At 59.9% G+C, this 26,240-nt stretch carries 24 protein-coding genes and 1 pseudogene; 15 read left to right on the forward strand and 10 right to left on the reverse strand.

Features of this window, described 5'->3' with window-relative positions; all coding sequences use genetic code 11:
• Positions 1 to 119 precede the first annotated feature (119 nt).
• The gene (locus ACXMYO_RS02320) at positions 120 to 1,199 is read left to right on the forward strand and encodes an acyltransferase family protein (protein ID WP_457807691.1); all 1,080 of its coding nucleotides are present in this window, start codon (positions 120 to 122) and stop codon (positions 1,197 to 1,199) included.
• Between the two features lie 39 nt (positions 1,200 to 1,238).
• Here ACXMYO_RS02320 and ACXMYO_RS02325 read toward each other — a convergent pair whose 3' ends face one another.
• Both ACXMYO_RS02325 and ACXMYO_RS02330 read right to left on the reverse strand, forming a co-directional pair.
• On the reverse strand, positions 1,239 to 2,585 hold the full coding sequence (locus ACXMYO_RS02325) for a sigma 54-interacting transcriptional regulator (protein ID WP_438766526.1): 1,347 nt from the start codon (positions 2,583 to 2,585) through the stop codon (positions 1,239 to 1,241).
• A complete protein-coding gene (locus ACXMYO_RS02330; protein ID WP_438766527.1) occupies positions 2,578 to 4,119 on the reverse strand; it encodes an ATP-binding protein in 1,542 nt (513 codons plus the stop codon). The genes ACXMYO_RS02325 and ACXMYO_RS02330 overlap by 8 nt, the downstream gene beginning before the upstream one ends.
• A gap of 177 nt (positions 4,120 to 4,296) precedes the next feature.
• Between ACXMYO_RS02330 and lgt the strand changes: the two genes are divergently transcribed.
• The 8 genes from lgt (at position 4,297) to ACXMYO_RS02370 (ending at position 12,481) form a co-directional block, all read left to right on the forward strand.
• On the forward strand, positions 4,297 to 5,100 hold the full coding sequence (lgt, locus tag ACXMYO_RS02335) for a prolipoprotein diacylglyceryl transferase (RefSeq protein ID WP_457807692.1): 804 nt from the start codon (positions 4,297 to 4,299) through the stop codon (positions 5,098 to 5,100).
• Between the two features lie 13 nt (positions 5,101 to 5,113).
• Positions 5,114 to 5,908, forward strand: coding sequence for a thymidylate synthase (locus ACXMYO_RS02340; protein WP_457807693.1), 795 nt, complete (start codon positions 5,114 to 5,116; stop codon positions 5,906 to 5,908).
• A gap of 20 nt (positions 5,909 to 5,928) precedes the next feature.
• Entirely contained in the window at positions 5,929 to 6,456 is a 528-nt protein-coding gene (locus ACXMYO_RS02345; RefSeq protein ID WP_438766530.1) for a dihydrofolate reductase, read from the forward strand.
• Between the two features lie 100 nt (positions 6,457 to 6,556).
• Positions 6,557 to 7,345, forward strand: coding sequence for a ProQ/FINO family protein (locus ACXMYO_RS02350; RefSeq protein WP_457807694.1), 789 nt, complete (start codon positions 6,557 to 6,559; stop codon positions 7,343 to 7,345).
• Between the two features lie 382 nt (positions 7,346 to 7,727).
• Positions 7,728 to 8,873 carry a porin gene (locus ACXMYO_RS02355; RefSeq protein WP_438766534.1) on the forward strand — a complete coding sequence of 382 codons (1,146 nt, stop codon included), beginning with the start codon at positions 7,728 to 7,730 and terminating at the stop codon, positions 8,871 to 8,873.
• Positions 8,874 to 9,190: 317 nt separating this feature from the next.
• Positions 9,191 to 9,400, forward strand: a complete 210-nt coding sequence (locus ACXMYO_RS02360; protein ID WP_086620418.1) for a DUF1656 domain-containing protein — start codon at positions 9,191 to 9,193, stop codon at positions 9,398 to 9,400.
• Between the two features lie 13 nt (positions 9,401 to 9,413).
• On the forward strand, positions 9,414 to 10,391 hold the full coding sequence (locus ACXMYO_RS02365; protein WP_438766535.1) for an efflux RND transporter periplasmic adaptor subunit: 978 nt from the start codon (positions 9,414 to 9,416) through the stop codon (positions 10,389 to 10,391).
• 2 nt (positions 10,392 to 10,393) lie between these two features.
• Positions 10,394 to 12,481: an FUSC family protein gene (locus tag ACXMYO_RS02370; protein ID WP_457807695.1), complete on the forward strand. Its 2,088-nt coding sequence runs from the start codon at positions 10,394 to 10,396 to the stop codon at positions 12,479 to 12,481.
• Between the two features lie 103 nt (positions 12,482 to 12,584).
• On the opposite strand, the gene ACXMYO_RS02375 is transcribed toward ACXMYO_RS02370, so the two are convergent.
• Positions 12,585 to 12,974: a hypothetical protein gene (locus ACXMYO_RS02375; protein ID WP_438766538.1), complete on the reverse strand. Its 390-nt coding sequence runs from the start codon at positions 12,972 to 12,974 to the stop codon at positions 12,585 to 12,587.
• Positions 12,975 to 13,042: 68 nt separating this feature from the next.
• A pseudogene (locus ACXMYO_RS02380) lies at positions 13,043 to 13,720 on the reverse strand (DUF6629 family protein).
• 161 nt (positions 13,721 to 13,881) lie between these two features.
• Between ACXMYO_RS02380 and ACXMYO_RS02385 the strand changes: the two are divergent.
• Entirely contained in the window at positions 13,882 to 14,247 is a 366-nt protein-coding gene (locus ACXMYO_RS02385) for a hypothetical protein (protein ID WP_457807696.1), read from the forward strand.
• A 61-nt stretch (positions 14,248 to 14,308) separates the two neighbouring features.
• On the forward strand, positions 14,309 to 14,881 hold the full coding sequence (locus ACXMYO_RS02390; RefSeq protein ID WP_457807697.1) for a gamma-glutamylcyclotransferase: 573 nt from the start codon (positions 14,309 to 14,311) through the stop codon (positions 14,879 to 14,881).
• 103 nt (positions 14,882 to 14,984) lie between these two features.
• On the opposite strand, the gene ACXMYO_RS02395 is transcribed toward ACXMYO_RS02390, so the two are convergent.
• A complete protein-coding gene (locus tag ACXMYO_RS02395; protein WP_457807698.1) occupies positions 14,985 to 16,427 on the reverse strand; it encodes a methyl-accepting chemotaxis protein in 1,443 nt (480 codons plus the stop codon).
• A 295-nt stretch (positions 16,428 to 16,722) separates the two neighbouring features.
• Between ACXMYO_RS02395 and ACXMYO_RS02400 the strand changes: the two genes are divergently transcribed.
• Entirely contained in the window at positions 16,723 to 18,936 is a 2,214-nt protein-coding gene (locus tag ACXMYO_RS02400; RefSeq protein ID WP_457807699.1) for a putative bifunctional diguanylate cyclase/phosphodiesterase, read from the forward strand.
• Positions 18,937 to 19,095: 159 nt separating this feature from the next.
• On the opposite strand, the gene ACXMYO_RS02405 is transcribed toward ACXMYO_RS02400, so the two are convergent.
• Together ACXMYO_RS02405 and frmR are read right to left on the reverse strand one after the other, a co-directional pair.
• Positions 19,096 to 20,205 carry an S-(hydroxymethyl)glutathione dehydrogenase/class III alcohol dehydrogenase gene (locus ACXMYO_RS02405; RefSeq protein WP_438766546.1) on the reverse strand — a complete coding sequence of 370 codons (1,110 nt, stop codon included), beginning with the start codon at positions 20,203 to 20,205 and terminating at the stop codon, positions 19,096 to 19,098.
• A 46-nt stretch (positions 20,206 to 20,251) separates the two neighbouring features.
• Entirely contained in the window at positions 20,252 to 20,527 is a 276-nt protein-coding gene (frmR, locus tag ACXMYO_RS02410) for a formaldehyde-responsive transcriptional repressor FrmR (protein WP_438766547.1), read from the reverse strand.
• 324 nt (positions 20,528 to 20,851) lie between these two features.
• Between frmR and ACXMYO_RS02415 the strand changes: the two genes are divergently transcribed.
• The 3 genes from ACXMYO_RS02415 to ACXMYO_RS02425 all read left to right on the forward strand — a co-directional run bounded on the left by ACXMYO_RS02415 (position 20,852) and on the right by ACXMYO_RS02425 (position 24,012).
• Complete coding sequence (locus ACXMYO_RS02415) at positions 20,852 to 22,051, forward strand: saccharopine dehydrogenase family protein (RefSeq protein ID WP_457807700.1); 1,200 nt, start codon at positions 20,852 to 20,854, stop codon at positions 22,049 to 22,051.
• Positions 22,051 to 23,208 carry a carboxynorspermidine decarboxylase gene (gene nspC / locus ACXMYO_RS02420; RefSeq protein WP_457807701.1) on the forward strand — a complete coding sequence of 386 codons (1,158 nt, stop codon included), beginning with the start codon at positions 22,051 to 22,053 and terminating at the stop codon, positions 23,206 to 23,208. The genes ACXMYO_RS02415 and nspC overlap by 1 nt, the downstream gene beginning before the upstream one ends.
• A 147-nt stretch (positions 23,209 to 23,355) precedes the next feature.
• Positions 23,356 to 24,012, forward strand: coding sequence for a glutathione S-transferase family protein (locus tag ACXMYO_RS02425; protein WP_457807702.1), 657 nt, complete (start codon positions 23,356 to 23,358; stop codon positions 24,010 to 24,012).
• An 81-nt stretch (positions 24,013 to 24,093) separates the two neighbouring features.
• On the opposite strand, the gene ACXMYO_RS02430 is transcribed toward ACXMYO_RS02425, so the two are convergent.
• The 3 genes from ACXMYO_RS02430 to ACXMYO_RS02440 are packed head-to-tail and all read right to left on the reverse strand — an operon-like array spanning position 24,094 to position 26,186.
• Positions 24,094 to 24,762 carry an amino acid ABC transporter permease gene (locus ACXMYO_RS02430; RefSeq protein WP_457807703.1) on the reverse strand — a complete coding sequence of 223 codons (669 nt, stop codon included), beginning with the start codon at positions 24,760 to 24,762 and terminating at the stop codon, positions 24,094 to 24,096.
• A 12-nt stretch (positions 24,763 to 24,774) separates the two neighbouring features.
• The gene (locus tag ACXMYO_RS02435; protein ID WP_457807704.1) at positions 24,775 to 25,446 is read right to left on the reverse strand and encodes an amino acid ABC transporter permease; all 672 of its coding nucleotides are present in this window, start codon (positions 25,444 to 25,446) and stop codon (positions 24,775 to 24,777) included.
• Positions 25,446 to 26,186 (reverse strand): amino acid ABC transporter ATP-binding protein, encoded by a 741-nt coding sequence (locus ACXMYO_RS02440; protein ID WP_457807705.1) that lies wholly within the window; start codon positions 26,184 to 26,186, stop codon positions 25,446 to 25,448. Before ACXMYO_RS02440 ends, ACXMYO_RS02435 begins: the two co-directional genes overlap by 1 nt.
• Positions 26,187 to 26,240 lie beyond the last annotated feature (54 nt).

Here is a 26,240-nt window from a genome sequence, read left to right on the forward strand (position 1 = left end):
TGTGTCGCCGTGACACATGGTGCAGAAATGTCTTCAGTAACACCATTATCACAATGTTGACGAAAAGAATTTATAAAACAACGGTTTAGGGTTTTATTGTCGCGGCGCGCCATGTTGGCATGAACGTTGCTCCTGTCTGGAGCAATGACGTCAACGAACAGTGGCTGCCCATGGTTAAAAAACTTGAATGGATCAACATCCTGAAAGGGCTCGGCATCATGATGGTGGTCTATGCCCACATGACGTCCGGGTTCTGGCGCAATTTCCTCTTTGTGTTCCACATGCCGCTTTTTTTCATCATTGCCGGCTATCTCTTCAGACCCAGTGCCGACCTCAGAGCCTATCTCGGCCGTAAAAGCCTGCACCTGCTGGTGCCCTACGGCTTTTTCATGCTGCTTTTGTACGCGCCGACGCTTCATCAGGCGCTGGGGGATTATCGAACGCTTTCCAGTGCGCTGTTTGACATGGTGCTGGGCGGGCGGGCGCTCATCTCGGGGCTGGCACCGTTCTGGTTTGTCACCTGTTTCTGGGCGACACAGCAGCTGGTCAACGTGCTGCTGACCCGCCTGTCGGTGCGAGCCACGGGGGGCATCATGCTGGCCATGCTCGGGCTTGCCACGATGAATCAATGGTTTTTCAGAGAGCTCTGGCTGATCGGCAATCTCAACGTGGTCCTGATGGCCGCGCCCTGTTTTTATCTGGGCTATCTGGTGGCGCATTATCAACTCGAGATCGAAAAGCCGCGTGTCCTGTTGCCGGCCATTCTGGCCGGGCTGCTCTCCCTGTGGCTGGTGCAGGCCAATCCGCACTTCAAGATGGACATGAAGTATGCCGACTACGGCATGCCGGTAGTGAGCCTGCTGGCAGCTCTTGCCATCACACTGGTGCTGATGGTGCTGTCACGTCAGCTCGCGCGCGTGCCGGTCGTTTCAAGGGCCGTGGCGGTGGTCGGCGAAGCCTCCATGGTGATCATGTTTTTGCATCTGAGCATTCAGGTTACCCTTGATCAATATGGCGTGGTGGAAGCGCTGGGCCCGCGCTGGCTTTTGATGATGGGACTGCCGATGACGCTTTATCTGCTGGTGCGGCGTAACGCCTGGACGCGGCTACTGTGTCTGGGAGACCCCGCCGTGCTCTCCGAGCGACGCCAGCGTCGCCGTGAACGTCGCCAGCGCAAGTATACGCTGGCCTCCGGCTAGCGCCTGGCATGTGCCCCGGCGCCCGGCCGGGGTGACAGGTCAGGGCGCGTCCCGCTCCTCGAGACGGCGATACAGCGTCTTGCGCCCGATACCCAGTATTTCGGCTGCACGGCGCTTGTTGCCGTCAACGGCATCCAAAACCCGCTGAATATAGCGCTGCTCCATCTGTTCAAGACTGAGCCACTCCTGCGTCCGGGCATCTGGCGTGTCGCTGGCGGTGACCGCACATCGAAAGCGCTCGGGAAAGTCATCGGGTTCCAGTACGTCAGTCCGGGCAAGCGTGACGGCCCGCAGCATGGCGTTGTCCAGCTCCCTGACATTGCCGGGAAAGGAGTAGGCCCACAGCAGTGACAGCGCTGAAGGGGACAGGGTCATGTTGCTGCGTCCCTGTTCCCGGCTGTAACGCTCGATGAAATGCGCCGCCAGCAGGGGAATGTCGGCGGGGCGGTCGCGCAGAGGGGGCAGGGTCAGGCTGAAGGTTTCCAGTCGATAAAACAGGTCTTCGCGAAAACGGCCTGCCTCGATGAGCTCTGCGAGAGGGCGGTTGGTCGCCGCTATGATGCGAATATCAACCTGGTGTTCCTCCTCACTGCCCACGGGCCTGATGCAGTGCGTTTGCAGCACACGCAGCAGCTTGGCCTGCAGGGCGAGCGGCATGTCACCGACTTCATCGAGAAAAAGCGTCCCGCCATGGGCCTGCTGAAACAGGCCGCGACGGTGGGCAATGGCGCCCGTAAAGGCCCCCCTGACGTGGCCAAAACACTCGCTTTCCAGCACATCCGGCGCGATGCTGGCGCAGTTGACGGCGACAAACGGACCCTCCCGGCGAGGGCCTTCACGATGCAGGGCATGGGCCAGAAGCTCCTTGCCGGTGCCGCTTTCCCCCTGGATCAGCACGGCGGCCTGCTGCGCTGCCAGTGTTCTTGCCTGATCAAACAGCCGGGCCATGGCGGGGGTGCAGCTCGAGAGCGCGTCCAGGTGAACGGTGTCGCGTGTTTCGCGGGTCTGCTGATGCGTCGTCAGGGCACGTCGCTGTGTCAGTCGGGCGACACTGGCGCGGACCTGATCAAGGTCCAGCGGCTTGGTCAGGAAATCGTCTGCGCCGCGCTGCAGGGCGTCCACCGCCTGCTCGATGCTGCCAAAGGCTGTAATGATGATCATGGCGGGGCGGTCGGGCTGCTGCGCCAGCGATTCCAGCAGGGTCAGGCCATCCATGCCCGGCAGGCGGATATCGCTGATGATGACATCAAAGCCGGTATCAACCAGCGCCATTGCCTGCTCGGCGCTGTCGACACCGGTGACGCCATGGCCGGCTTCCTCGAGCTCTTCGGTCAGAAGCTCAAGAATGGCCGGGTCGTCTTCGACAATCAAAATGCGATCAGTCATGGCCGTGATGTCCCGGCATGGCCTCTTCTCCTTCATCCGAATGGGGCGGCGCGTGGCCGTCGCTGGTTGGGTCAACACCGGCGCCGACATCGGGAGGGCGCAGCGTTTCGGCGGGCAGGGTGATGATAAAGGCGGCGCCGCCGAGCGGGCTTTCTTCCAGTGCGATTCGTCCGCCGTGATCCTCGACCACCCGATAAACGATGGTCAGCCCCAGCCCGCTGCCCTTGCCGGCCCCCCGAGTGGTGTAGAAGGGGTCAAAGATCCGGCTGCGGTGGTCCGCCTCGATACCGGGGCCGTCATCCTCGATGCGAAGCACCACGCCCTGTGCGGAGTAGTCCGCCGAGATGGCCACCCGTTGGCTGCCGGCCTGAAAGGCGTTTCTGACCAGGTTATCGAGCAGCTGTTGAAAGCGCTGTCGATCCACGGTCAGGGCATCCCTTGTCGGCAGATGAGTCACAAGCTGCGGGTGCGTTCGTTCAAGGTGCAGCGCATCACGTGCGAGCTGCTCTGCCTCGCCGATCATCCGGCCCAGCGAGTGCTGCGCCGGGCACAGCGTATGCCGGCGACCCATGTCCAGCAGTTGGCGTACGGTATCCTCCATGCGTCGGGTTTCGTGTCTGATGCGTGTCAGGCGCTGGCGAGCGTCATCGCAGAGGTCCTCGCGGCGCTGTAGACGCTGCACCTGTCCATCAATGACCGTCAGCGGCGAGCCGAGTTCATGAGCGACCCCTGCCGCCAGTACGCCGATTTCGGCCAGGCGGCGGGATTTTTTCAGGTTGCGCTCCAGCTCAAGCTGCTGCTGTTGCTGCTCGCGAACCTCGCGCTCCTTGTGGGCCACGGCGTCGAGCATGGCGTTGAACGCCTCACCGAGTTCACGAAATTCCCGCGCGCCGCCCGGGGTTATTCGATGCAGGCGATTGCCGCCCTGGACGGCCTTCATGCTGCGATAGAGGCGGTTGACCGGGCGGTCCACATAGCGGCGAAATCCCCACCAGACCATCAGCACGACCAGAATGCCCACAAGGGCGGCCAGCAACAGCGCCACGGTGGTCATCAGGCTCATATAGCGCTCGATGCCGGTGGCCAGCCGGTTGATCTGCAAAATGCCCAGCACCTCGCCATGGGCGTTCGTCAGGGGCAGCAGGTAGGTGTAAAAGTTTTGCCCACCCTGCTGCGAGTAGCCGCCCGCATCCCGGGCGGTATCGATGGCCTTTTGCAGCAGGGTGTCATCCTGCAGACCGCCGGCCAGGCCGACACCGGCCATCTGTTGTCCCGACGGCGACAGGATAAAGGCGCCATAAAGCCTTGAGAGTGAAAAGGTGGTGCTCAGGCCCTCCTGCAGGGCGCGGGCATCCTTTTGGGCCAGTGCCTGGGTCAGGGGCAGACGTATGCCATGGGCAATAAGTCGCACCTCTTCCTGCTGACGCTGCTGCATGTTGTCTTCCAGCACCCATAGCGCTACGGCGCTGAAGGTGATCAGCGTCAGCAGCAGCGGGCAGATAATGGTCAGCAGTATGGTCGTGCGCAGTCTCATGGCGGCCTTGTCCCGTGATTCAGGGGCTACCTTAACGCGACGCGCGAAAGCACACGAGGACTGCTGCAAAGGCGCGAGGTCTGACGGCTTCATGCTAGACTCGCCGCTGTCATTGGCATCGCCCGGCAAGGGGAGATGTGATCGGGTCTGATAGGGCTCTTCTGCAGGGAAGGTTGCATGTTTCATCATCCGCAGTTCGATCCGGTAGCGGTCTCGCTTGGGCCGCTGGCCATCCACTGGTATGGCCTGATGTATGTCGTGGGGTTTATCGGCGCCTGGTGGCTGTCCCGCGTGCGCGCTGACCGCCTTGGGCTGACGAAGGATCAGGTCGGCGACATCATCTTTTACGGTGCGCTTGGCGTCGTGTTGGGCGGGCGTATCGGCTACGCGCTTTTTTACGGCTGGGAGCAGGTGCTGGCCAACCCGCTTTGGATTTTCAAGGTCTGGGAAGGCGGCATGAGCTTTCACGGTGGCCTGATCGGCGTGCTTATCGCCTCACTGCTCTATGCGCGGCGCCACCAGCTGACCTTTTTTCAGCTTACCGACTTTATCGCCCCCATGGTGCCCATCGGGCTCGGGGCCGGTCGGCTGGGCAACTTCATCAACCAGGAACTGCCCGGGCGTGTCACGGATGTGGCCTGGGGCATGGTTTACCCGCTTTACGGGCCCGAGCCGCGCCATCCTTCCGAGCTTTACGAGTTCGCCCTTGAGGGCGTGGTGCTCTTTTGCATTCTCTGGACGGTCTCGCTCAAGCCGCGTCAACGCGGTCTGATTTCAGGGCTGTTTCTGATGCTTTACGGCGCCTTTCGCTTTTTCATCGAATTCTTTCGTCGCCCGGACCCACAGCTTGGCTTTATCGCCTTCGACTGGCTGACCATGGGACAGCTTCTGTGCATTCCCATGCTGCTTTTAGGGGCGGTGCTGGTGGTCTGGTCGCGTCGCCAAAACGTTGACGACGCACGTTTTTCTTCACAGGTATAAACGGTTCAAGTACATGCAGCCCTATCTCGAACTCATGCAGCAGGTGCTCGATCATGGCGTGGAAAAGCATGATCGTACGGGCGTGGGGACGCGCGCCATCTTTGGCCATCAGATGCGTTTTGATCTTTCTCAGGGCTTTCCGCTGCTGACCACCAAAAAGCTGCATCTACGCTCGATCATTCACGAGCTTCTCTGGTTTTTGAGCGGCGATACCAACATCGGCTATCTCAGGGACAACGGTGTGTCCATCTGGGATTCGTGGGCCGATGACGACGGCGAACTGGGGCCCGTTTATGGCTATCAGTGGCGCAGCTGGCCGGCACCAAACGGCGGCCATGTCGATCAGATCAGCCAAGTGATTGAGCAGATCAAAACCAACCCCGATTCCCGGCGCCTGATTGTCTCGGCCTGGAATCCGGCGCTGGTCGATGATATGGCGCTGCCGCCGTGTCACGCGCTCTTTCAGTTTTTTGTCGCCAACGGGCGCCTCTCCTGTCAGCTCTATCAGCGCAGTGGCGATATCTTTCTGGGCGTGCCGTTCAATATCGCAAGCTATGCGCTGTTGACCCATATGGTGGCGCAGGTCTGTGATCTGGCCCCGGGCGAGTTCATCCATACGCTGGGCGATGCGCATCTTTACAGCAATCATCTGGAGCAGGCGCGGCTTCAGCTGACGCGTGCCCCGAGGCCGCGGCCCACCCTCAGGCTCAATTCTGACGTGAAGGATATTTTTGCCTTTCGTTTTGAAGACATCGCCATTGACGACTATGACCCCCACCCGCATATCCGCGCCAAAGTGGCCGTCTAATGCGACCGGAGAGCGATACAATGCAGGAAACACTGGTCCCCGTTGCCATGATCGCGGCCATGTCACGCAATCGTGTCATCGGCGTTGACGGCAAGCTGCCCTGGTATCTGCCCGAAGATTTGAAGTTTTTCAAGGCAGTCACATTGCACAAGCCCCTGATCATGGGACGCGCTACCTTTGCCTCCATCGGCAAGGCGCTGCCCAACCGGCTCAATATCGTGGTCACCCGCGATACGAGCTTCGAGCCTTCCGGCGTGCGGGTCTGCCATGATCTGGAAAGTGCCCTTGCCCTGGCAGACGATCAGGCCATGATTGAAGGCGTGGAAGAGATCATGGTCATCGGTGGCGGCGAGATTTATCAGCAGATGCTGTCTTGCGCTTCAAGGCTTTATCTGACAGAAATTGATGTCGAGGTCGAAGGGGATACCCTGTTCCCCGAGCTGGATGAGACGTGGCAGGAGATGGAGCGGGTGGCCGGTTCGCCCGCCGAGGGGCAGCCCGGCTACGATTTTGTACGCTACGAGCGGGCCGATACGGCAAAAAGCTGAACGTTTCTTGCCCGGTGATAGCGGCAGGCCCCATAAAACAATGTATGGTTCGATGGTGTTGAAGGCAGGCGCCGTCACGGAAAAGCCTTGGGAGATGGGCGTGAGCGACCGTTTTGATGAAGTGTTCAGAGCGCTGGAGCAGCAGGCGAGCGATCTGACGGCACGTCTGGAAAGCGCAAGAGCCCGCATTCGGGAGCTTGAAAACACCAACCGGCAGCTGACGGCGCGTCTGACACGCATCCAGCAGATGTCGGGGGCCGAGGAGGCACACTCGCCCGCACCGGCTTTAACAGACGACACTGTATCCAGTGTCCCCATGGCCCTTGAGGGGGGCGAAACCGGCAATATCGAACCGGTAGACAGTCACACCCCTGACCTGTCTTCTCCCGAGGTAACCGATTCGGCAACGCAAGAGCACGCACCCTTGTCATCAGTGCCCGACGATACACCCATGCCTACAGAGCAGAATATGTCCGAAGTTGTTGAAGCCGCACCGCTTGAAGCCGCCCAAGAGGATATTTCCCCCCAGGCGCTTCTCAAGCAGTGGTATCGTCGCTATCCCAAAACCTTTTTCGAGCGCCATACACGCCCACTGGCCATCGGTATCCACGAGGCGCTGGCAGCGCGTGAGCCCTACAGCGAAAAGCTGATTCGCCGAGCGCTGGCGGGTTACGTTAACCTGCCACGCTATCTCAAGTCGGTACGCCCGAATGCAGCGCGTATCGATCTTGAAGGCCAGGAGGCCGGCAGGGTTGAAGAAGAGGATGCCAAACACGCCCAGGAACAGCTCAAGCGCCTTCAGGATCGCCAGCAACAGCGAGAGGCCGAAAAGCAAAAGCGTAGATTGGCACAAAAGATGTCGGACCTTGCCCACCGTCATCAGCGATAGGATCGCGGAAGATTCAAGGGTTAATCGTTACTCTGCAAATTAAATGGTGCGTGTCTTGCCAGGCAATATTTGTATGATGTAACGCCTTGATGGTTTTTATTTTTACGAAAAAGAGCGCCCTAAAAGGGCGCTCTTTTTTTGATTTTGATAGAAGCCCTGTCACATAAAAGTAACGAGTTTGTACCAGAATATCGGGCTGACAGCGGCTTTCTAGTCCAATAGTAAAAAGATCGAAAACGCTGTTTTTTTCTTGTTGCGTTAGTGAAAACGCCGTTATAAGGTAGCCCGGCGAGCAACAAACAATAAAAGCTCGAACGCCACCGGCGTCGGGCATCTGCCACGGCAGACAATCGAACAGTTAGCCAGTTAAGGAACAATCACGATGAAAAAGACGCTCTTAGCGACTGCGATTGCCGGTGCGCTCGGCACGATGGCGGCTGGTGCCCAGGCGGCCACGGTATTTAATCAGGACGGCTCCAAACTCGACGTTTACGGTAACGTTCAGCTGGGCTGGAAAAACGTAAAGGACACGGATGGCAAGTTCCGTGATGAACTTTTCGACAACGGTTCTACTGTCGGGTTCCGCGGCGAGCACATCATTAATCCGGATCTGACCGGCTATTTCCGCGCCGAATTCGAGTTCAATGCCGATCAGCAAAAGGGTTTTTATAACGACGGTACAGGCTCCAACTCAAGCGCTTCCGGTCTCTCCAAGGGTGACCAGGCGTATCTGGGTCTGACCGGCGATTTTGGTGACGTTCGCATCGGTTCCTGGGATTCTCTGATGAATGACTGGATCGACGATCCGGTCTCCAACAACGAATACTTCGATCTGACGCGAGCGGAACAGGACATCTCCAGCCGTGATCTCGAGGTCAACAAGGTTACCTATACTTCGCCGATCCTTTCCGGCTTCCAGTTCGCGCTGGGTACACAGTATATCGGCGATGACGATGGCCTGGCCGATCGCGTCAACCGTCCGGGCGCAGCGAACGAGTATCAGTTCAAGGATTCCAGCAGCGCTTCCCTGTTTACCGGTCTGCGCTACATGGTCAACGACTGGACCTTTGCGGCCGTCTACGACAACCTGAAAAACTTCGAGTACACCAACAGCTCCGGTGATGACAAGGATTACGGCGAGCTGTACGGTCTGAACGCCACCTGGCAGATGAGCGATGATCTGCGCGTTTCTGCCAAGGCCGAGCGTATGGAAGGCAGCTGGGCCAGCAATGCCGATGTCGACCGCTATGGCGTGGGCGCTCGCTACAGCTATGGTACCGGTGACGTTTATGGCGCCTACCAGCACGTTCGCGCTGAAGAAAACGGCGTTCTGACGGTCGACCCGACCCTTTGGAACAACCGTGGCGGGATTGATGGTGACCAGAACAAGGAAACCTACAATGAGTTCATCCTGGGCGCGACCTACAACCTGAGCAGCCAGATGTACGTATGGCTGGAAGGTGGCATCCAGAATCGTGAAGCGGATGCGGGCAACGGCTTCGGCACCGGTATCGCCTACAGCTTCTAAGCGTCTGTCCTGACAGTCCTTGTGACGTTCATGACGCCAAAGGAACCGGCCTCCCCAGGGAGGCCGGTTTTTTTATGCAGGATGCGCATCGAGGCGACGAGGGCCATGATCGAAATGCATGGCAGGAAAACGCCTTTTTCCACGATGCCTTCCCATGATCTGGCGCGTACAATGCAGCGATTGATGCACAGGGCTCGGGCTGCGCTGAAACGAGGGCGCTGCACTATGCTTTGGGCACTTCATTTCCGGTGCATTCGCCATCATGAGCCATCCCGTCATGACAAAAGCGTTTGACGGGATAGAAACAGGAGAAGGGCGTGTTACTGCGTGAACTTTCCATTGGCGGTGTCTTCATCAGTCCGATGCTGCTGTTTGCGCTGGTGTCCCTGGTGATTTCGGCGTTGCTGCGAACCATGATGCACAAGGCAGGTCTGACACGCTGGGTGTGGCAGGAGGCGTGGTTCGATGTAAGCCTGTTCGTGATTGTGCTGGCCGTGGTGACCTACCTTTCAAGTCATGTGTTGTAGAAGCGAAACCTGAATGCGCACGATTATTAGAGTTTTCATTACGCTGGTGCTGGCCGCCGTTGCCATCGCGCTCGGTGTCTGGCTGTGGCAGTACTACATGTATACGCCATGGACGCGCGATGCCCGCGTACGGGCCGACATCGTTACCATCGCCCCGGATGTCTCGGGCTGGGTCATGGACCTTGATGCCCATGACAATCAGCAGGTCAAGGCCGGTGACGTGCTCTTTACCGTCAATCACGAGCGCTACGAGGCAGCCGTGCGTCAGGCCGAGGCAACCCTTGCCAACCGGGAGTACTCCTTCCAGCTCAGCGAGCATGAGTACGAGCGTCGCCGCAACCTGGGCAGCAACGCCATCAGTACCGAGGACCGCGAGACGGCAAGGCTCAACGCACAGATTGCAAAGGCGCAGCGCGACCTGGCTCAGGCACAGCTCGACAGCGCGCAGATCGATCTTGAGCGCAGCGTAGTGACCTCACCGGTCGATGGCTCGGTGATCAACCTGCAGCTGCGTCAGGGCAACTATGTCAGCCAAGGCAATTCACAGATGTCGATCGTGCGCGACGGCTCCTTTTATATTACGGCCTATTTCGAGGAGACCAAGATTCCCTCGATCGATATCGGGGACAGCGCCAGCCTCTGGTTGATGGGCGGCGACCGGAAGATGCAGGGGCATGTGGTCAGCATCGGTCGCGGGATCGCCAACACCAATACCACGCCCGACGGTCAGCTGCTGCCTCAGGTGCAGCAGACCTTCACCTGGGTGCGCCTGTCCCAGCGAATCCCTGTGGATATCGCCATTGACCATATTCCCGACGGTGTTTATCTCAGTTCGGGCATGACGGCCAGCGTGCGTATCGACGACCCGCATCGAAAGGACGAGGGGGTGGACGGCGTACGTCCCAATGGCATGGGCAATGCCGGCGGGCAGGCCCGTGATCCCGACATCCCGCCGGCGGCCACCGATGGCGCCGAGCTGCAGGCCCACTGATCATGGCGCTGGGGACCTGGGCGCGTGTTTATCTGACGCCCGATATCAACACCCTCAAATTTGCGACCAAGGGTCTGGTCGCCATGACCCTGTCGCTTTACCTGGCCATGGAGATGCAGCTGGATCGGCCCTACTGGGCGCTGATTTCGGCTGTGTTTCTCCAGATTCGTCCCCAGAGCGGTCTGGTCATCGAGAAGGGCTTTTGTCAGATCGGCGGTACCGTGATCGGGGGCGGCATCGGCATCCTGATCATGGCATTGAGCATGCAGATGCCCGCCATGGCGATGATGCTCTTGATGGTCTGGATATTTATCTGTGCCACCTCGTCGGCGATGACCCGCAACTTCAATCTGACCTACGGTTTTGTGATGGGCGCCGCCACGGCCATTCTGGTGGTGGTGCTGACCATTGTGAACGACAACTCGAGCCAGGGCGTTTTTGATATTGCCGTAGCGCGCGTCAGCGAGATCGTGCTGGGCGCAACCTGCGCCACGCTTGTGAGCATGCTGCTCTGGCCCGACCGGGTCCGAAACATCATCCACAACCATGCCAATACGGTGATCGACCAGACGTTCAAGGCGCTTGCCATGCACCTTGATGCCAGCGTATCGATGCACGACGCCCGCCAGCAGATCATGTCCGCGCTGGAGCAGGCATTGACGCTTAACAATGACAGCAGTGCCGTGATCTATGAAGGCCCGCACGGCCCGGGCCGTGCCCGGGCGGCCTATCTTTTGTCCCAGCGTGCGCTGTCCATGATGGCCGAGATGCAGACCTATGGCCGTCTGGTGCGAGAGCGTCCGACGCTGGCCAGTGAAGCGTTCGATGAAGCGCTCAAGGATATTCGCGACACCATGGAGCGGGTGCGTTCCCGTCAGACCTACAGCGAGCGCAAGCGAGAAATCAACCGCCTTCGACAGCGCATTCAAAAGGCCGAACTGCAGCGCCACGGCACGCCTCTGGCCCGGCGCATGGCGCAGGGGCTGATGATGCTGCTGGGCTATGCCAGCGTCATGGTCGAGGCCCATCACGCCATCAACGATGCCGAAAACACCCGACTCAAGGCGCCGCGGCTGTCGCGCCATCGCGATTATATGCCGGCATTGACCATCGGCATTCGCTCCAGTCTTTTGTTTGCCATCGGCGCGGTCATCTATGTGTCGACCCAGTGGGGGTCGGGCGTGCTGATGATGGTAATGCCCGTTATTTTCGGCACCATGTTTGCCTCCTTTCCCTCACCCACGGCCATGTTGAAAAACGTCATGAAGGGCGGGGCTGTCGGTGCCGTGGCCGCCTTCGTGTTTGGCAACATCCTGCTGGCGCAAGCGCCTCATGAATATCTCATGCTGGTGTTGGTGTTCGGGGCGCCGCTTTTTCTGGGGCTGATGGCGCTCAACAACCGGGCGGTGCTTGCCAACGGGCTGGGCTTTTGTATCATCTACACCATTTTGACCATGCCCAGTAACAACATGGCCTTTGATATCAGTAGCTTCATGGATCGCACCCTGGCCATCGCGCTGGGTCTGACCATTCTCTATACCGTCTTTCGTGTCGTGCCATCTCCCAATGCGCTGGTGCTGCGCCGTCGCGTCATCCGTGCCATTACCGATGACATGAATCAGCTATGGGAGCGGTCATGCAACAACTCGCGGGAAAGGGCTGCCGACTGGTTCAACGGCCGCATGGTCGAGCGCGTCCAGCGTCTGGCCAACTTTGACAGCCAGCTGCCCGAAGATGAGCGCTATCTACTGGATCTGGGCATGACCGGCCTGAATCTGGGGCATTTGATTCTGGCCAACTATCGTCGCGTGACCAGTCTGGATGACACGCCGGCCACCCGCGACGCTCTGAAACAGTGGCAAACGGCGCTGGCCCATGCCTATCAGGCCAGCGCCTGGGGTGATTTTGACGAGCGTTTCACCGATGCCAGCCAGGCGCTTTTGACACGGCTACGCCAGGCCGGTGAGATGGAAGAAGAGCAGATCGAACTGGTGGAAGGCATGATCAAGCGACTGGACATCACGCTGCATCGATTTGCTCGGATGAGCAGCAGTCGCGACCAGGGCGACATCAATAGCGTGTTGCAGTAGCCCTCACAAGGCATGTGTTGATACAAGGTATTGTGACGCAAAAGGGGCCGATCACGCGATCGGCCCCTTTTATATGTACGGACTGAGCCGGGCAGGTCAGTGCTTAAAGCTCGTCCGGATCACGGCTTTGCGCATCCGGGCGGGTGCGCTGTGGGTCGACGTGGTCGCCGCCCTCGGGCTCTTCGAAATCGAGCGACTTGATGCTGGCCTCGATGCCTTCCTCGTCGGCCTCGGTGACTTCGAGCTCGTTTTCAAGCTCGGCTTCCTTGGCATCGAGAAGGTTTTCGTCGTCATCCAGCGCACCGGTTTCTACCAGATCGGCGTACTCATCGTTTTCATCGGGCAGAATTGATGCGTCTTCCGTGGAGCCCGTACCGTCGTTGATGTCTTCCAGATCATCGGTCCATGCGTCCGTTTCCGGCGTGGCGGCGGTGACATCGCGGCCGTCGCGTGCCGGACGGTTGTCGCTGGGGCCCTTTTTTTCCTCGTCCATGAGTACACTCCATCATTGTCAGGGGATGATCGACATCCGTTGCCCTGAGTCTAGAACATTACGGGCCATTACCCACCGCGGATGTGGTGGCGCCTGCCATATTCTTCAACGCTTTCTCTTGTGTGCATGCCGCGAAACTGCCAGTACACCATCACGCTGATCAGGGCGGCATAAAAACACCACACCGAGGTGAAGGCCCACATCCGAAACAGGGCGACCACGCTCAGCCCTGCCAGATTGGCAATGCCCATGATGACCAGCCAGCGCCGGCGCGAGGCCAAAAGAGCGCCGCAGGTGGCAATGATGTAGAAAAGAGCCACCAGCATCTCGCGGGTACGCGGATTGTGATAGGTGATGCTGTGCCCGCACTGGCCGATGTCGGTTGGCAGGGTGGCGAGAAACCAGAGATTGTAAAGCGACAGGGCCAGACCCGTCAGAACAAAGGGCAAGACACGTCGCCGCTCCCCGGGAGGCAAAAAGCATCATACCGCCAGTGGCATGATCACGGGCAGCAGGCCCTGGGCGTAAAAGGCGTAAAGCTGGCCGGCCAGCTGCGGCCAGGGCGACTCGAGTCTTCCGTCGATGCCGAGCCAGACGAGGCCTTCGAGCATCTGGTGCAGTGCAAAGAACATCGGAATGGCAGCAAGAAGCCATCCACTGCGATGACGCACCTGAAACAGGGTGGCGATACCTACACCGGCAATGACGGCACTGCCGGTAAAGCTGGCTGACGCTGAAAAGCACATGGTGAAGCCTGGCGAGACCGCCGGGAGACGGCGGAGGACGAATGAAGGCTGTCAGAGTAGCTGGGTGGCGCGAAGTGTGCCTCAAGGCATGATTGAAAGGTGATGATTCGGTTTTGGCCGTTTAGAATAGCCATTTTTATCGGGCACTTGAGGAATGATGCATGGACGACCTTTCTACCGTGGGTGTGGTTGCTGCAGGCGTCGTGATGCTTGAAGGAGAACATATCGTGGCCGCAGGCTGCGATGAAGGCGACGCCATGGCAAGCGTTCCCCAAACGTGGCAGGCAAGCCCGCTGCTGAAATGTGTGCCGGCCTCCATGACGCTGGTCCACCAGGTAAAAAGATACGGCAATGTTCCTTTTGTTGTCGTCGACGACATGCTGTGTACCATCGACGATGTCGACGCCATTTTACCCCCTGACGAGGGCATCGAGGCGCCTGGAAGGGCGGAAGTAGAGCAGTGCCTGTCGCGCAGCGATGCCCTGGTGGCCGACAACGACGAGGACGACGCAGAGCGTACCGGCTGATCGCGTCGTTCATGCCCTGTCAGATCACCTGCTGCCTTTTATCAATACCGTGATGTGCTCAATGTCTGAAACTCCGATATCCAGGGCTTGCACTGCCGAGCCCGATCACTTCCTTTGGCTGTTTGGCTATGGCTCGTTGATCTACAAGACCGGCTTTGCCTTCATGGAGCGCCGGCCCGCCAGTATTACGGGGTGGGCGCGTCGTTTCTGGCAGGGCTCGCACGATCATCGCGGTACGCTTGAAACGCCGGGCAGAGTGGCGACTCTTGTGCCGCAGGCGGGCGCCGTCTGTCACGGCATGGCCTATCTGATCACCCCCGATGTGCTTGAAGGGCTCGATGTCCGGGAAAAAAACGGCTATCGGCGTGTGGTCACCGATCTTTATTTTGATGACGGTGAACGCAGTGAGACGCTGGTCTACATGGCGACCGAAGGCAACGAGGCCTGGCTGGGAGAGGCATCCGCACTCGAGATTGCCCGGCAGATTTCGACGGCGGCCGGCCCGAGCGGGCCCAATCGCGACTATCTGCTGATGCTGGCCGACTCGATCCGCGAAATGGGGCATGACGATGATCATGTCGAGGCCATCGAACAGGCGCTGCTGGCGCTGGAAGGGCGCGCCGGCGGTTCATGACTGCACCGGTATCTCCGGGCCCTTTGCCATTAAAAAGGACCGCCACGGGCGGTCCTTTTCGATACAAACAGTATATCGGGTGACTCAGGCATCACGGGTGACGCTAGAAGGTTTCCCACTCTTCCTCGTCGCTGGTCGTCCGTGTGCTTTTGGTTGACGTCTCGGCGGCTCTGGCCGGAGCAGTGGCGTTCTGATCGGCTGCCGGGGCCGTCGATTCTGCGGGTCGAGCGGCTCCGGTGGCCCTGGCAGGATGGGCGGCCCTGGCGGTGTCGGTGCTCTGGCGGTGTTCGCCGGTGGGCCCGGCGTCTTCAGCTGTCGATGTTTTGATGGTCGATGCCTTCGAGGCTGACTGCCCGGTCGGGGCATCGGGCAGCACAAACAGATCGACCGAGTCGCGCAGGGCATGCGCCTGACGCTCCAGCTCGCCGGCCGCCTGCGCGGCGTTTTGCACCAGCTCGGCGTTTTGCTGCGTCACCTGATCGATCTGCGAGATGGCCTGGTTGACCTGGCCAATGCCGCTGCTCTGCTCCTGCGAGGCGGAGGCGATCTCGCTGATGAGGCCGGTAGCGCGCTGCACGGATTCAACAATGCCCTGCATGGTGCTGCTGGCCTGTTCGACCAGTGCCGAGCCGCTGTTGACGCGCTTGAGCGAGTTATCGATCAGCTCGCGAATGTCACCGGCCGCGGTGGCCGAGCGGCCGGCAAGCGCGCGCACTTCGCCGGCCACCACGGCAAATCCCTTGCCCTGTTCGCCGGCACGGGCCGCCTCGACCGAGGCATTGAGCGCCAGAATATTGGTTTGAAAGGCAATCGAGTCGATAAGGGCAATGATATCGCCCATCTGCTGTGAGCTTTGACTGATCCCTTCCATGGTCTGCTGTACTTCAACAATCACCTCGCCGCCACGCTGTGCCTGGTGTGACGCTTCCTGAGCCAGCTGGCTGGCCTGGCGAGAGTTCTCGGCGTTTTGCGTGACCGTTGCCGTCAGCTCTTCCATGCTGGCTGCGGTCTGTTCAAGCGAGGCGGCCTGCTGTTCGGTGCGGGCTGACAAATCCGTATTGTCGCGGGCAATCAGCCGCGCATTGTCATTGATGCGATGGCTGCCCTGTCGCACGGTGCTCACCGTATGAGACAGACTGCGCTGCGTCGTGGATAATGCATTGAAAAGTCGACCGATTTCGTTGTCGCCGCGCTGCTCGCCATCCTGAGAAAGATCCCCCTTCGCCATGCGTTCGAAGTGGGTCACCAAACGCTTGAGCGGATTGATGACATTGACCGTCACCCCCCACATCACCACGGCGCTGACGATGATGGCGGCTGCCACGGCCAGTATCATCGCCGTGCGCAATATGGCGGCGGTGGTTTCAAAACGGGCCTGCAGTCGAGCGGCACCGCTGCCGCTGTCGGCCAGAAGCTGTGAAAAAATGCTTTCACTATAATGAAGGCCGTAAAGTCCGAGCGCGCTGACGCCCATGATCAATGCCACAAACACGGCAATCACCAGTGTCCAGCTTGTTTTGACGGTCATGTCATCGATCAGCTTCATGGTCGCTTTGCACCCTTTTGCGAAGTCGAGGGGGTCTGTGATGATGCAGTGTTATCGGCCGCATCCGGCGAATCTGAAGCAGACGGAGACAAGTCGCGTAACAATGTGTCAAAGGCACTTCAGGAAAGCGCATTGAGGCCGTTATCAACGAGGCAGGCTCAAAAGAGATGATCGACCGACCATGACCGTATCCTACGACCAAAAGGGTGCCCCCGCATTGCAACAGTTGCTGCGCAGCGCAGCGCATGCCGCTGACTGCGCCTGCAGCGTCCTTTACGGGACCTGCGGCGGTGTCATGGCCTGTTATGCAAGCCAACCGCCGGTGGCCATGTCGCGTGACGCGATCGCCATGCTCTGTCACCTGATCGACGGCAGCGGTGAAGGATATCTGTGCATCGAGGATGTTCACCGGATCGCACCGCCTCTGTCGGGCCTGCCCTGGCCGGACACCACCGCTTTTGCGGCGTTGACCCTGGTGCGCTCGGGAGATGGTGAGCTGCTGGGCATCCTTGCAGTCTGTGACGTTCAAACGCGTCGAGGGCTGAGTACGGCTCAGCGCTATGTGCTGCATACCCACGCCGCCCAGATAGGCTACCACCACGACTGCCATCGGGTGCGCGAATCGATCGACATCGCCAATACCAGCGGCCGCGAGCGACTCCGGCTGCTGGAGTCGGTCGTGGTGCATGCCAACGATGCCATTTTGATCACTGAAGCCGAGCCGATTGGTCTGCCCGGGCCGCGCATCGTCTACTGCAATGCCGCCTTTACCCGCACCACCGGCTACGGCGAAGCCGAGGTGCTGGGCAAGACCCCCCGTCTTTTGCAAAACGAACATACCGACCGCGCGACGCTGGATCGCTTGAGGGCAGCGCTCGAAAAATGGCAGCCCGTCGAGGTCGAGCTTTTGAACTCTCGCCGGGACGGCAGCGAGTTCTGGGTCGAGCTCAGCATCGTTCCCGTGGCCAACGAAAAGGGGTGGTTCACTCACTGGATTTCGGTACAGCGCGACATCAGCGAGCGCAAGCGCGCCGAGGAGATCGAGCAGCAGGCGCGTCGAGCACAGGCCGAGAACATGGCGCTGGAGGCTCGGCTGCTGGAGCGTCAGCGCATCGAGCAGGAGCTGTCCTGGGCGGCAACGCACGACAACCTGACCGAGCTCTACAACCGGGCCTGGATTATGGGGCGCCTGCGCGAGCTGCTGTCCAGAACGCCGTCGTCGCATCCCGAGGCGGCCGTGCTGTTCATGGACCTGGACCGCTTCAAGCTCGTCAACGACAGCCTGGGCCATCGCGCCGGGGACCAGCTGCTAACGGACATGGCCCGACGGCTTGAATCCTGTCTGCGCAGCGTCGATACCCTGGCCCGGGTGGGCGGCGATGAATTCGTGGTACTGATCGAGGATGACGCCCCGGGGCGGGCGGCCGGTGAGGTGGCGTATCGCATTGCCCAGTCCCTGCAAAAGCCCTTCAGGATTCAGGGACAAAACATCTTTTCTTCCAGCAGTATCGGCATCGTGCTGCTGGAGGCGCACTATCACACGCCCGAAGAGCTGCTGCGCGATGCCGACACGGCCATGTACGTGGCCAAGGAGGAGGGCGTCGGCCGCTACGTGTTCTTCACGCCGTCAATGCGCGACAGCGTGGTCGAAACACTGGCCCTGCAAAACGATTTGCGCCATGCCATGAAGCGCGAAGAGTTCACGCTGTGCTATCAGCCCATTCACGAGCCGCACACGTGCGCCATCAGAGGCATCGAGGCGCTGTTGACCTGGCAGCATCCCGAACGTGGCAGTGTGACCCCGGAAGTCTTTATCGGCATGGCCGAGGAGCTGGGCATCCTGCGTGATATCGGCCACTGGGTCGTGCACGAAGCCTGCCATCAGCTGGCGGCGTGGCGTCGGGCACATCCGAAGGCCTGTGAGCATCTGACGCTGAACATCAATGTCTCGGCGCAGGAGCTCAAGCATCACAGTTTCAAAAGTGATCTCGTCTCGGCACTGGAAGGCAGTGGGGTGCCGGCGCATCTGCTGCAGCTCGAGATCAACGAAGGGGTGTTTCGCTATCACCCCGAGATCATCGGTCAGATACTGCATGAGATCCGGGCGCTGGGCGTGAGCATCGTGCTGGATGATTTCGGCACGGGTTATTCGGCACTGAGCTATATCGATCAGTACGAGATTGATGCCATCAAGGTGGATCGCGCTTTCGTGCTGCGCATGGTGCTTCACCGGCGCTCCATGGCGATCATGCAGAGTCTTTTATGGCTCGGCAGAACTCTTGAGCTGGATATCGTGGCAGAAGGGGTGGAAACCCTGGAGCAGCTGGAGATGCTGCAAAGCCTTGGGTGTCCGCTGGCGCAGGGCTATTTTCTCTCTCGACCCATGACGCCCGAGCAGATTGCCCGGCTGCTTTCAAAGCGTGAAGTAGCGCCCTCTGGTGCACGCTCGGCGCTGCCTTTGTTGACGCCCTGGTCGGCAGCCGACCCTGACCCGAGCGGGTGTGCCTGACATGGGACAACGGTCGCCGGCGCTGACAGTCACTGTCATCGCCGGCGGCCGTTTTTTATTGTCTGTGTGTCACGCACAAAAAGGGCAGGACAGCATGCGCTGTCCTGCCCTTTATATTATCGATCGATAAAGACATATCCCATCGATCGATCAAGGCGATCAGTAGTGGATAACGGTACGGATCGACTTGCCTTCATGCATCAGATCAAAGGCTTCATTGATCTGTTCCAGCGCCATGGTGTGTGTCACGAACGGGTCCAGATCGATCTTGCCGCCCAGATAGTCATTGACCATGCCCGGCAGCTGCGAGCGGCCCTTGACGCCGCCAAAGGCGGAGCCTTTCCAGACGCGACCGGTCACCAGCTGGAACGGGCGGGTGCTGATTTCCTTGCCGGCACCGGCCACCCCGATGATGATGCTCTCGCCCCAGCCCTTGTGACAGCACTCCAGCGCCGAGCGCATGACGTCGACATTGCCGATGCACTCAAAGCTGAACTCCACACCGCCGTCGGTCATCTCGACGATCACTTCCTGGATCGGACGATCATGATCCTTCGGATTGACGAAGTCGGTGGCGCCCATGGAGCGGGCCAGCTCGAACTTGTCCGGGTTGGTGTCGATGGCGATGATGCGAGAGGCCTTCGCCTGCACCGCGCCCTGGATGGCGGCAAGGCCGATGCCGCCCAGACCGAAGATGGCGACCGTATCACCTTCCTTGACCTTGGCCGTGTTGTGCACGGCACCGATGCCGGTGGTGACACCACAGCCCAGCAGGCAGGCCTTTTCCAGCGGCGCGTCTTCGTTGATCACGGCAAGCGATACCTCGGCCACGACCGTGTATTCGCTGAAGGTGCTGGTGCCCATGTAGTGATAGATGGGCTCACCGTTGTAGGAAAAGCGCGTGGTGCCATCCGGCATCAGCCCCTTGCCCTGAGTGGTACGAACGGCCGAGCACAGGTTGGTCTTGCCGGAGCGGCAGAACTTGCACTCGCCACACTCTGCCGTGTAGAGCGGAATGACGTGATCGCCCGGCTTGACGCTGGTGACCCCTTCACCCACGGACTCGACGATGCCGCCGCCTTCATGCCCGAGCACGGCCGGGAAGATCCCTTCCGGGTCCTCGCCTGACAGGGTAAAGGCATCCGTATGGCAGACACCGGTATGCGTGATGCGTACCAGCACTTCGCCCTTGCGGGGCGGTTCGACATCAATTTCGACGATTTCGAGCGGTTTGCCCGGCCCGAAGGCAACAGCAGCACGTGATTTCAAGTGACTCTCCTTGAGATTGCAAAGGGTTGGGTTATCGAACCACAGGCTATTTCAGATAAGAACGGATCAGTGAGGCCGTTTCATCGGCGCGCGCCGTGCGCTCTTCATCGCTGGCGGCGTTGTCACCGAAGGTCTCACGGATATGCGTTTCCATCATCTCTGACATCAGACCGTTGATGGCACCGCGCATGGCCGCGATCTGCTGAAGGATCGGGGCACACTCGGCGCCGGCTTCCAGCTGACGTTCCAGCGCTTCGCACTGGCCACGAATGCGACGCACCCGGGTAAGAACGCGCTTTTTTGCAGCGGGAGAATGCGGCATGACAACGTCTCTATATACTATACCCCAGTATGGTAAAGACATTCGGACAAGGATGCATCCCCGCCGCTCGATACGGATCGTCTCCCGATCAGGATCGCCCGTGATCATGCAGAGCCGTCGCCTGTTAATGTAAAAACACTTGAGACCCGCGGCCGGCAAGGCCATCATCGGCGGCCTTCTTGCCGCAAGTTTCAACGAGCCGGCGAGACCACGACCGGGGTGGCATCGGATCGGGGTGCGCTCGTCCTTTTTGAAAAAAGGCCGGTTGCCCACTACCGATAAGACCCTTACCACTGTTGACTTTCCCGATCTGGAATTGACTCCATGAACAAGGTTCTGATTATAGGCGCCGGTGGCGTCGGTGGCGTTGTTACCCACAAGTGTGCGCAGCATCCCGAAGTCTTTGGCGAGATCTGTCTGGCCAGTCGCAACGAAGAAAAATGTAAAGCGATTGCCGATCAGCTCTCGCGCCCGATCCAGACCGCCCGTGTCGACGCCGATGATGTCGAAGCGCTGGTTGCGCTGATCGAATCCGTCAAGCCGGATGTCCTGATCCATGTGGCGCTGCCCTATCAGGACCTGACCATCATGGAAGCCTGTCTGCGCACCAATGTGCCCTATCTGGACACGGCCAACTACGAACATCCCGACGAGGCGAAGTTCGAGTACAAGGAGCAGTGGGCCTTCCAGGACCGCTTTGTCAAAGCCGGCAACATGGCAACGCTTGGCTGCGGTTTTGATCCGGGCATGACCAACATTTACTGCGCCTGGGGCCAGAAGAACCTGTTCGACGAGATCCACCGCATCGACATTCTCGATGCCAACGGCGGCGATCACGGCTACCCGTTTGCCACTAACTTCAACCCGGAGATCAACATTCGCGAGATCACCGCGAACGGTCGCTACTGGGAGAAGGGCGAGTGGGTCGAAACCGCGCCGCTGTCCGAAAAGCGCACCTTTGATTTCGACGGCATCGGCGAAAAGGATCTGTACCTGCTCTATCACGAAGAGCTGGAATCGCTGGCGCAAAACATCAAGGGCGTTGAGCGCATCCGCTTCTGGATGACCTTCTCCGAGAAGTATCTGACGCATCTGAAGGTGCTGGAAAACGTCGGCATGACCCGCATCGAGCCGATCAACGTCAACGGCTGCGAGATTTCACCGCTTCAGTTTCTGAAATCCGTTCTGCCGGACCCGGCCTCGCTTGGCCCGCGCACGAAGGGCAAGACCAACATCGGCGTCATTCTCGACGGCATCAAGGATGGCAAGCGTCGCAAGGTGCACATCTACAACATCTGCGATCACGAAAAGAGCTATGAGGAAGTGAAGTCCCAGGCCATCTCGTTTACGACCGGTGTGCCGGCGGTGACCGGCGCCATGCTGATGCTCGAAGGACTCTGGAAGGGCGAGGGCGTATACAACGTCGAACAGCTCGACCCCGACCCCTTCATGGACCGCATCGGCGAGATGGGCCTGCCCTGGCAGATGGTCGAGCTCGATCCCGATCAGGACCCGCTGGGCTGATGATCGACGAACGCATCGATTTCGACATCCATGCCTGTCCGTCGCCGGCCTACGTGCTCGACGACGCCCTGCTCAGGCGCAATCTTGAACGGCTTGGGCAGGTGCAGACCGACAGCGGGGCGAAAATCCTGCTGGCGCTGAAGGGCTTTGCCCTGTGGGACAGCTTTCCGCTGGTGCGAAAGTATCTGGTGGGCACCACGGCCAGCGGGCAGGATGAGGCGCGTCTGGGGGCCGAGACCTTCGGCGGTGAGGTGCATGTCTACTCGCCGGCCTTTACCGAGGCCGAGATGGCGGAAGTGCTGCGCTACGCCGATCACCTGAGCTTCAACTCGCCCGGTCAGTGGCGGCGCCATCGCGATACCATTGCGACAGCGCCGCGTCGCCCCTCCTGCGGGCTGCGGGTCAACCCTGAGCACTCCACCGGCGCCGTGGCACTCTACGATCCCTGTGCCGCCGGCTCCCGGCTGGGCACGCGCGCCGGCGATCTTGCCCCCGGCGATCTCGACGGTCTGGAAGGGCTGCACTTTCACACCCTGTGCGAGCAGGACAGTGATGCCCTGGAAGAGACGCTGGCGGCGTTCGAGCAGAAGTTCGGCCAGTATCTGAGCGGGATGCGCTGGGTCAACTTCGGCGGCGGGCACCACATCACGCGGGCGGATTATGACGTTGAGCGTCTGGTGCGTGTCATTCGTGATTTCCGCACGCGCTATCCGCATCTGGAAGTCTATCTGGAACCGGGCGAGGCGATCGCGCTGAACACCGGTTATCTGGTCGCGACGGTGCTGGATATCGTCGACAACAACGGCCCGATCGCCATTCTCGACACCTCTGCCACGGCGCACATGCCGGACGTGCTGGAGATGCCGTATCGTCCCGAGGTCATCGGCGGTGCTCATCCGGGAGAGAAAGCGCACACCTATCGTCTGGGCGGCATGACCTGTCTGGCCGGGGATGTGATCGGCGACTACGCCTTCGACGCCCCGCTCAATATTGGCGACCGACTGGTCTTTACCGACATGGCGCACTACACCATGGTCAAGACCACCACCTTCAACGGCATTCGTCTGCCCTCGATCTGCCGGGTCGATGAGGACAGCCGCAAGGTGCGAACGGTCAGAACCTTCGGCTACGTTGACTATATGCAGCGCCTGAGCTGATCTAGCGGCTGTCATGGTACCAACCAAACGCCCCGCACAAGCGGGGCGTTTTTTGTGGTTCAGGCTCGAGTGACTCGAACATTCATGAAAAATGGCTCATCGTTGAAATGCCCTTATCTTCAATGCAAGTCTTGATGCGAGGAAGTCATGAGCCAGATTCACATTTTCGGCCCGCAGTTCAGCACCTTCGTGCGTAGCGTTCAGCTGTGCTGTGAAGAAAAGGGGGTCGCCTATACGGTCGGGACCGACGTGAACGGAAAGGAAGTCGAGTTCAAGGGTGCTCAGCACCTTGACTGGCATCCCTTCGGCAAGGTGCCGGTCCTGCTCCACGGTGATCGTCACCTGATTGAAACCGTCAGCATCTGTCGCTATCTCGATGCCGTGTTTGATGGCCCGACACTTCAGCCCGATGATCCATGGATGCGTGCACAGGTTGACCAGTGGGCAGCCACCCTGTCGCTGTATATCGATGAGATTCTGGTGCGCCATTATCTGTTGGAGTTTGCCTTCCCGAAGGGCGAAGACGGCACGGTGCGTATGGACAGGGTCAGGGAAGCCGAGCCGGAAGTGAAGCGCGCGCTGGCGCTTCTGGAGACGCAGTTGGGGGACAGGGAGTATCTGGTGACGGACCACTTCACTATCGCCGATGCCATTGCAGTGCCCATGCTCGATTACCTCTTCAGGCTGCCTGTTGCCGAGGCGCTCACGGCTGAAACGCCGCGATTGAAGGACTATGTTGAGCGGCTGCGCGCGCGACGCTCGGGAAGCCGGGTACTCATTGATGCAGGGCTGGCAGGTATTTGAAGCGTTGGCCGCAGCATTAACGTGGTACCCAAACGCCCCGCATCCGCAGGGCGTTTTTTGTGTCGTCCTTGCGGCTCGTGGTCAGCGACTGGCCACGCGCCGCTCGAGACGTGACAGCAGCCGCACCAGCGGCCAGAGCATAATGAAATAGATCAGGGCTGCCGCGATCAGGGGCGTCGGGTTATAGGCCATACCCTGCACGATGCGCGCCGAGCGCAGCAGTTCCGGCAGGGTGACCACCGAGGCCAGCGATGTGGCCTTCACCAGCTCGAGCGTGTTGCTGACCAGCTCCGGCAGCACGTTGCGAAGGGCCTGCGGAGCGATGACGTGTCGTAGCGCCTGCAGCCGGGAAAGTCCGGTGGAGCGTGCAGCTTCCATCTGCCCACGGGCGATGGAAGCCAGACCCGCTCGCAGTATCTCGCCATAGTAGCCGGCGCTGTTGAGCGTCAGAGCAACCACCACTGCCGTGAAGGGCGAGAGTGTCACGCCCAGAAACGGCGCCCCGTTGTAGATAAAGATCAGCAGCACCAGCGGCGGGAAGGCGCGGAAAAAATCCACATAAACGATCAAAAAGGGCGTTAGCCATCGCCGACGCAGAAAGTTGAGCGTGGCGATCAGCATGCCGGCGGCCAGGCCCATTGGCACGATCACGGCTGCCAGCAGCAGTGTCCAGCCCAGCCCGCGCAGCATGATTGGCCAGTACTCGGCCAGCGTCTGGAGGTTGAAAAAAAGTTCTGTGAAAGATCCCATCGACCGGCTCCCTTAATGCTGCCAGCGATAGTGGCGTTCGACCCAGCGACTAACGATCACCAGTGGTACGAAAAGCATCACATACATCAGTGCTGCCAGGGTCAGGGGCGACGGGTTGGCGACAACAGACTGCGCACTGGTGGCCTGATTGAGAATCTCGGCAACCGAGATGGCGCTGCCCAGTGAGGTGGCCTTGCCTATCTCGATGGTGCGGTTGGTCAACAGCGGCACGGCGAGGCGCACCCCCTGTGGCAGCACAACATGTACCAGTGTTTGAAAAAAATTCAGACCGGTCGCACGTCCGGCTTCCCATTGGCCGTGGTTGACCGAGATGATCCCGGACCAGAAGATCTCTTCAGCGAACGCCGCCAGAATCAGCGCAAGGCTGGCGACCGTTGCCACGAAAGGAGAGAGACTTATCCCGGCGTAGGGCAGGGCAAAGAAGGTGCACATGATCACCACCAGCGGTGGTACGGCGCGCAGAAAATCCACCAGAAACTGCATGGGCCAGTTGATCAAGCGCACGCCGAAGGTACGCACCAGCGCCAGCAACAGCCCGGTGCTGATGCCGATACTGACCACCAGCAGCGTCATCTGCAGCGTCAGTACAAACCCGTCCCACAGCATCGGGAAAAAGCGCTGCATGGTGTCGAGGTCGAAATAAAGACTGAGCAGCTGATCCATCAGCGATGCTCCATCAGGCGACTCAAAAATTCACGGGTACGCGGCTGGGTGGGCGCTGTAAACAGCGTTTCGGGTGGCCCCTGTTCGATGATGGCCCCCTCATTCATGAAGACCACCCGATCGGCTACGTCACGGGCAAACCCCATTTCATGGGTAACAACGACCATGGTCATTCGTTTGTCGCGTAGCCGGCGCATGACCGAAAGCACCTCGCCCACCAGTTCCGGGTCCAGCGCCGAGGTCGGCTCGTCAAAGAGCATGATGTCCGGATCGAGCGCCAGGGCGCGAGCGATGCCGACACGCTGCTGCTGACCACCGGACAGTTTTCCGGGATGAACATCATGATGTCCGGCCAGCCCGACCTCCTCGAGCGCGGCCATGCCACGTGTCCGGGCATCTTCTTTGCTCAGGCGGTGGACCCGGCGCAGCGCCAGCGTGACGTTGCCCAGCGCTGTCATGTGCGGGTAAAGATTGAACTGCTGAAAGACCATGCCGATCGAGCGACGCACCTGATCCAGATTGACGCCCCGCTCGGTAATGCACTGCTCCCGGAACCGGATTTCGCCGCTGTCGGGGGGCTCCAGCAGGTTCAGACAGCGCAGGAGGGTGGATTTGCCCGACCCCGAAGGGCCGATCAGGACCACCACTTCCCCCGGCGCCACGTCGAGATCGGAGGGCGCCAGTGCCGTAACGTCGCCAAAGCGTCGGCTGATGCCCCGAGCGCTGAGTATCGGGCTCATGGGGTCGTCTCCATGATTTTCTCCGTACTTTTGATCATCAGACCGTCAACGACC

This window comes from Kushneria sp. EE4, assembly GCF_977968315.1.

Excerpts from the sequence above, each read along its gene's own strand:
- ACXMYO_RS02435 (WP_457807704.1), bottom strand. The coding sequence starts at position 25,446 with ATGGATCAGCTGCTCAGTCTTTATTTCGACCTCGACACCATGCAGCGC.
- ACXMYO_RS02370 (WP_457807695.1), top strand. The coding sequence starts at position 10,394 with ATGGCGCTGGGGACCTGGGCGCGTGTTTATCTGACGCCCGATATCAAC.
- ACXMYO_RS02320 (WP_457807691.1), top strand. The coding sequence starts at position 120 with ATGAACGTTGCTCCTGTCTGGAGCAATGACGTCAACGAACAGTGGCTG.
- ACXMYO_RS02375 (WP_438766538.1), bottom strand. The coding sequence starts at position 12,974 with ATGGACGAGGAAAAAAAGGGCCCCAGCGACAACCGTCCGGCACGCGAC.
- ACXMYO_RS02365 (WP_438766535.1), top strand. The coding sequence starts at position 9,414 with ATGCGCACGATTATTAGAGTTTTCATTACGCTGGTGCTGGCCGCCGTT.
- ACXMYO_RS02440 (WP_457807705.1), bottom strand. The coding sequence starts at position 26,186 with ATGAGCCCGATACTCAGCGCTCGGGGCATCAGCCGACGCTTTGGCGAC.
- ACXMYO_RS02325 (WP_438766526.1), bottom strand. The coding sequence starts at position 2,585 with ATGACTGATCGCATTTTGATTGTCGAAGACGACCCGGCCATTCTTGAG.
- ACXMYO_RS02355 (WP_438766534.1), top strand. The coding sequence starts at position 7,728 with ATGAAAAAGACGCTCTTAGCGACTGCGATTGCCGGTGCGCTCGGCACG.
- nspC (WP_457807701.1), top strand. The coding sequence starts at position 22,051 with ATGATCGACGAACGCATCGATTTCGACATCCATGCCTGTCCGTCGCCG.
- lgt (WP_457807692.1), top strand. The coding sequence starts at position 4,297 with ATGTTTCATCATCCGCAGTTCGATCCGGTAGCGGTCTCGCTTGGGCCG.
- ACXMYO_RS02415 (WP_457807700.1), top strand. The coding sequence starts at position 20,852 with ATGAACAAGGTTCTGATTATAGGCGCCGGTGGCGTCGGTGGCGTTGTT.
- ACXMYO_RS02385 (WP_457807696.1), top strand. The coding sequence starts at position 13,882 with ATGGACGACCTTTCTACCGTGGGTGTGGTTGCTGCAGGCGTCGTGATG.
- ACXMYO_RS02430 (WP_457807703.1), bottom strand. The coding sequence starts at position 24,762 with ATGGGATCTTTCACAGAACTTTTTTTCAACCTCCAGACGCTGGCCGAG.
- ACXMYO_RS02345 (WP_438766530.1), top strand. The coding sequence starts at position 5,929 with ATGCAGGAAACACTGGTCCCCGTTGCCATGATCGCGGCCATGTCACGC.
- ACXMYO_RS02395 (WP_457807698.1), bottom strand. The coding sequence starts at position 16,427 with ATGAAGCTGATCGATGACATGACCGTCAAAACAAGCTGGACACTGGTG.
- ACXMYO_RS02425 (WP_457807702.1), top strand. The coding sequence starts at position 23,356 with ATGAGCCAGATTCACATTTTCGGCCCGCAGTTCAGCACCTTCGTGCGT.
- frmR (WP_438766547.1), bottom strand. The coding sequence starts at position 20,527 with ATGCCGCATTCTCCCGCTGCAAAAAAGCGCGTTCTTACCCGGGTGCGT.
- ACXMYO_RS02330 (WP_438766527.1), bottom strand. The coding sequence starts at position 4,119 with ATGAGACTGCGCACGACCATACTGCTGACCATTATCTGCCCGCTGCTG.
- ACXMYO_RS02400 (WP_457807699.1), top strand. The coding sequence starts at position 16,723 with ATGGCCTGTTATGCAAGCCAACCGCCGGTGGCCATGTCGCGTGACGCG.
- ACXMYO_RS02390 (WP_457807697.1), top strand. The coding sequence starts at position 14,309 with ATGTCTGAAACTCCGATATCCAGGGCTTGCACTGCCGAGCCCGATCAC.
- ACXMYO_RS02340 (WP_457807693.1), top strand. The coding sequence starts at position 5,114 with ATGCAGCCCTATCTCGAACTCATGCAGCAGGTGCTCGATCATGGCGTG.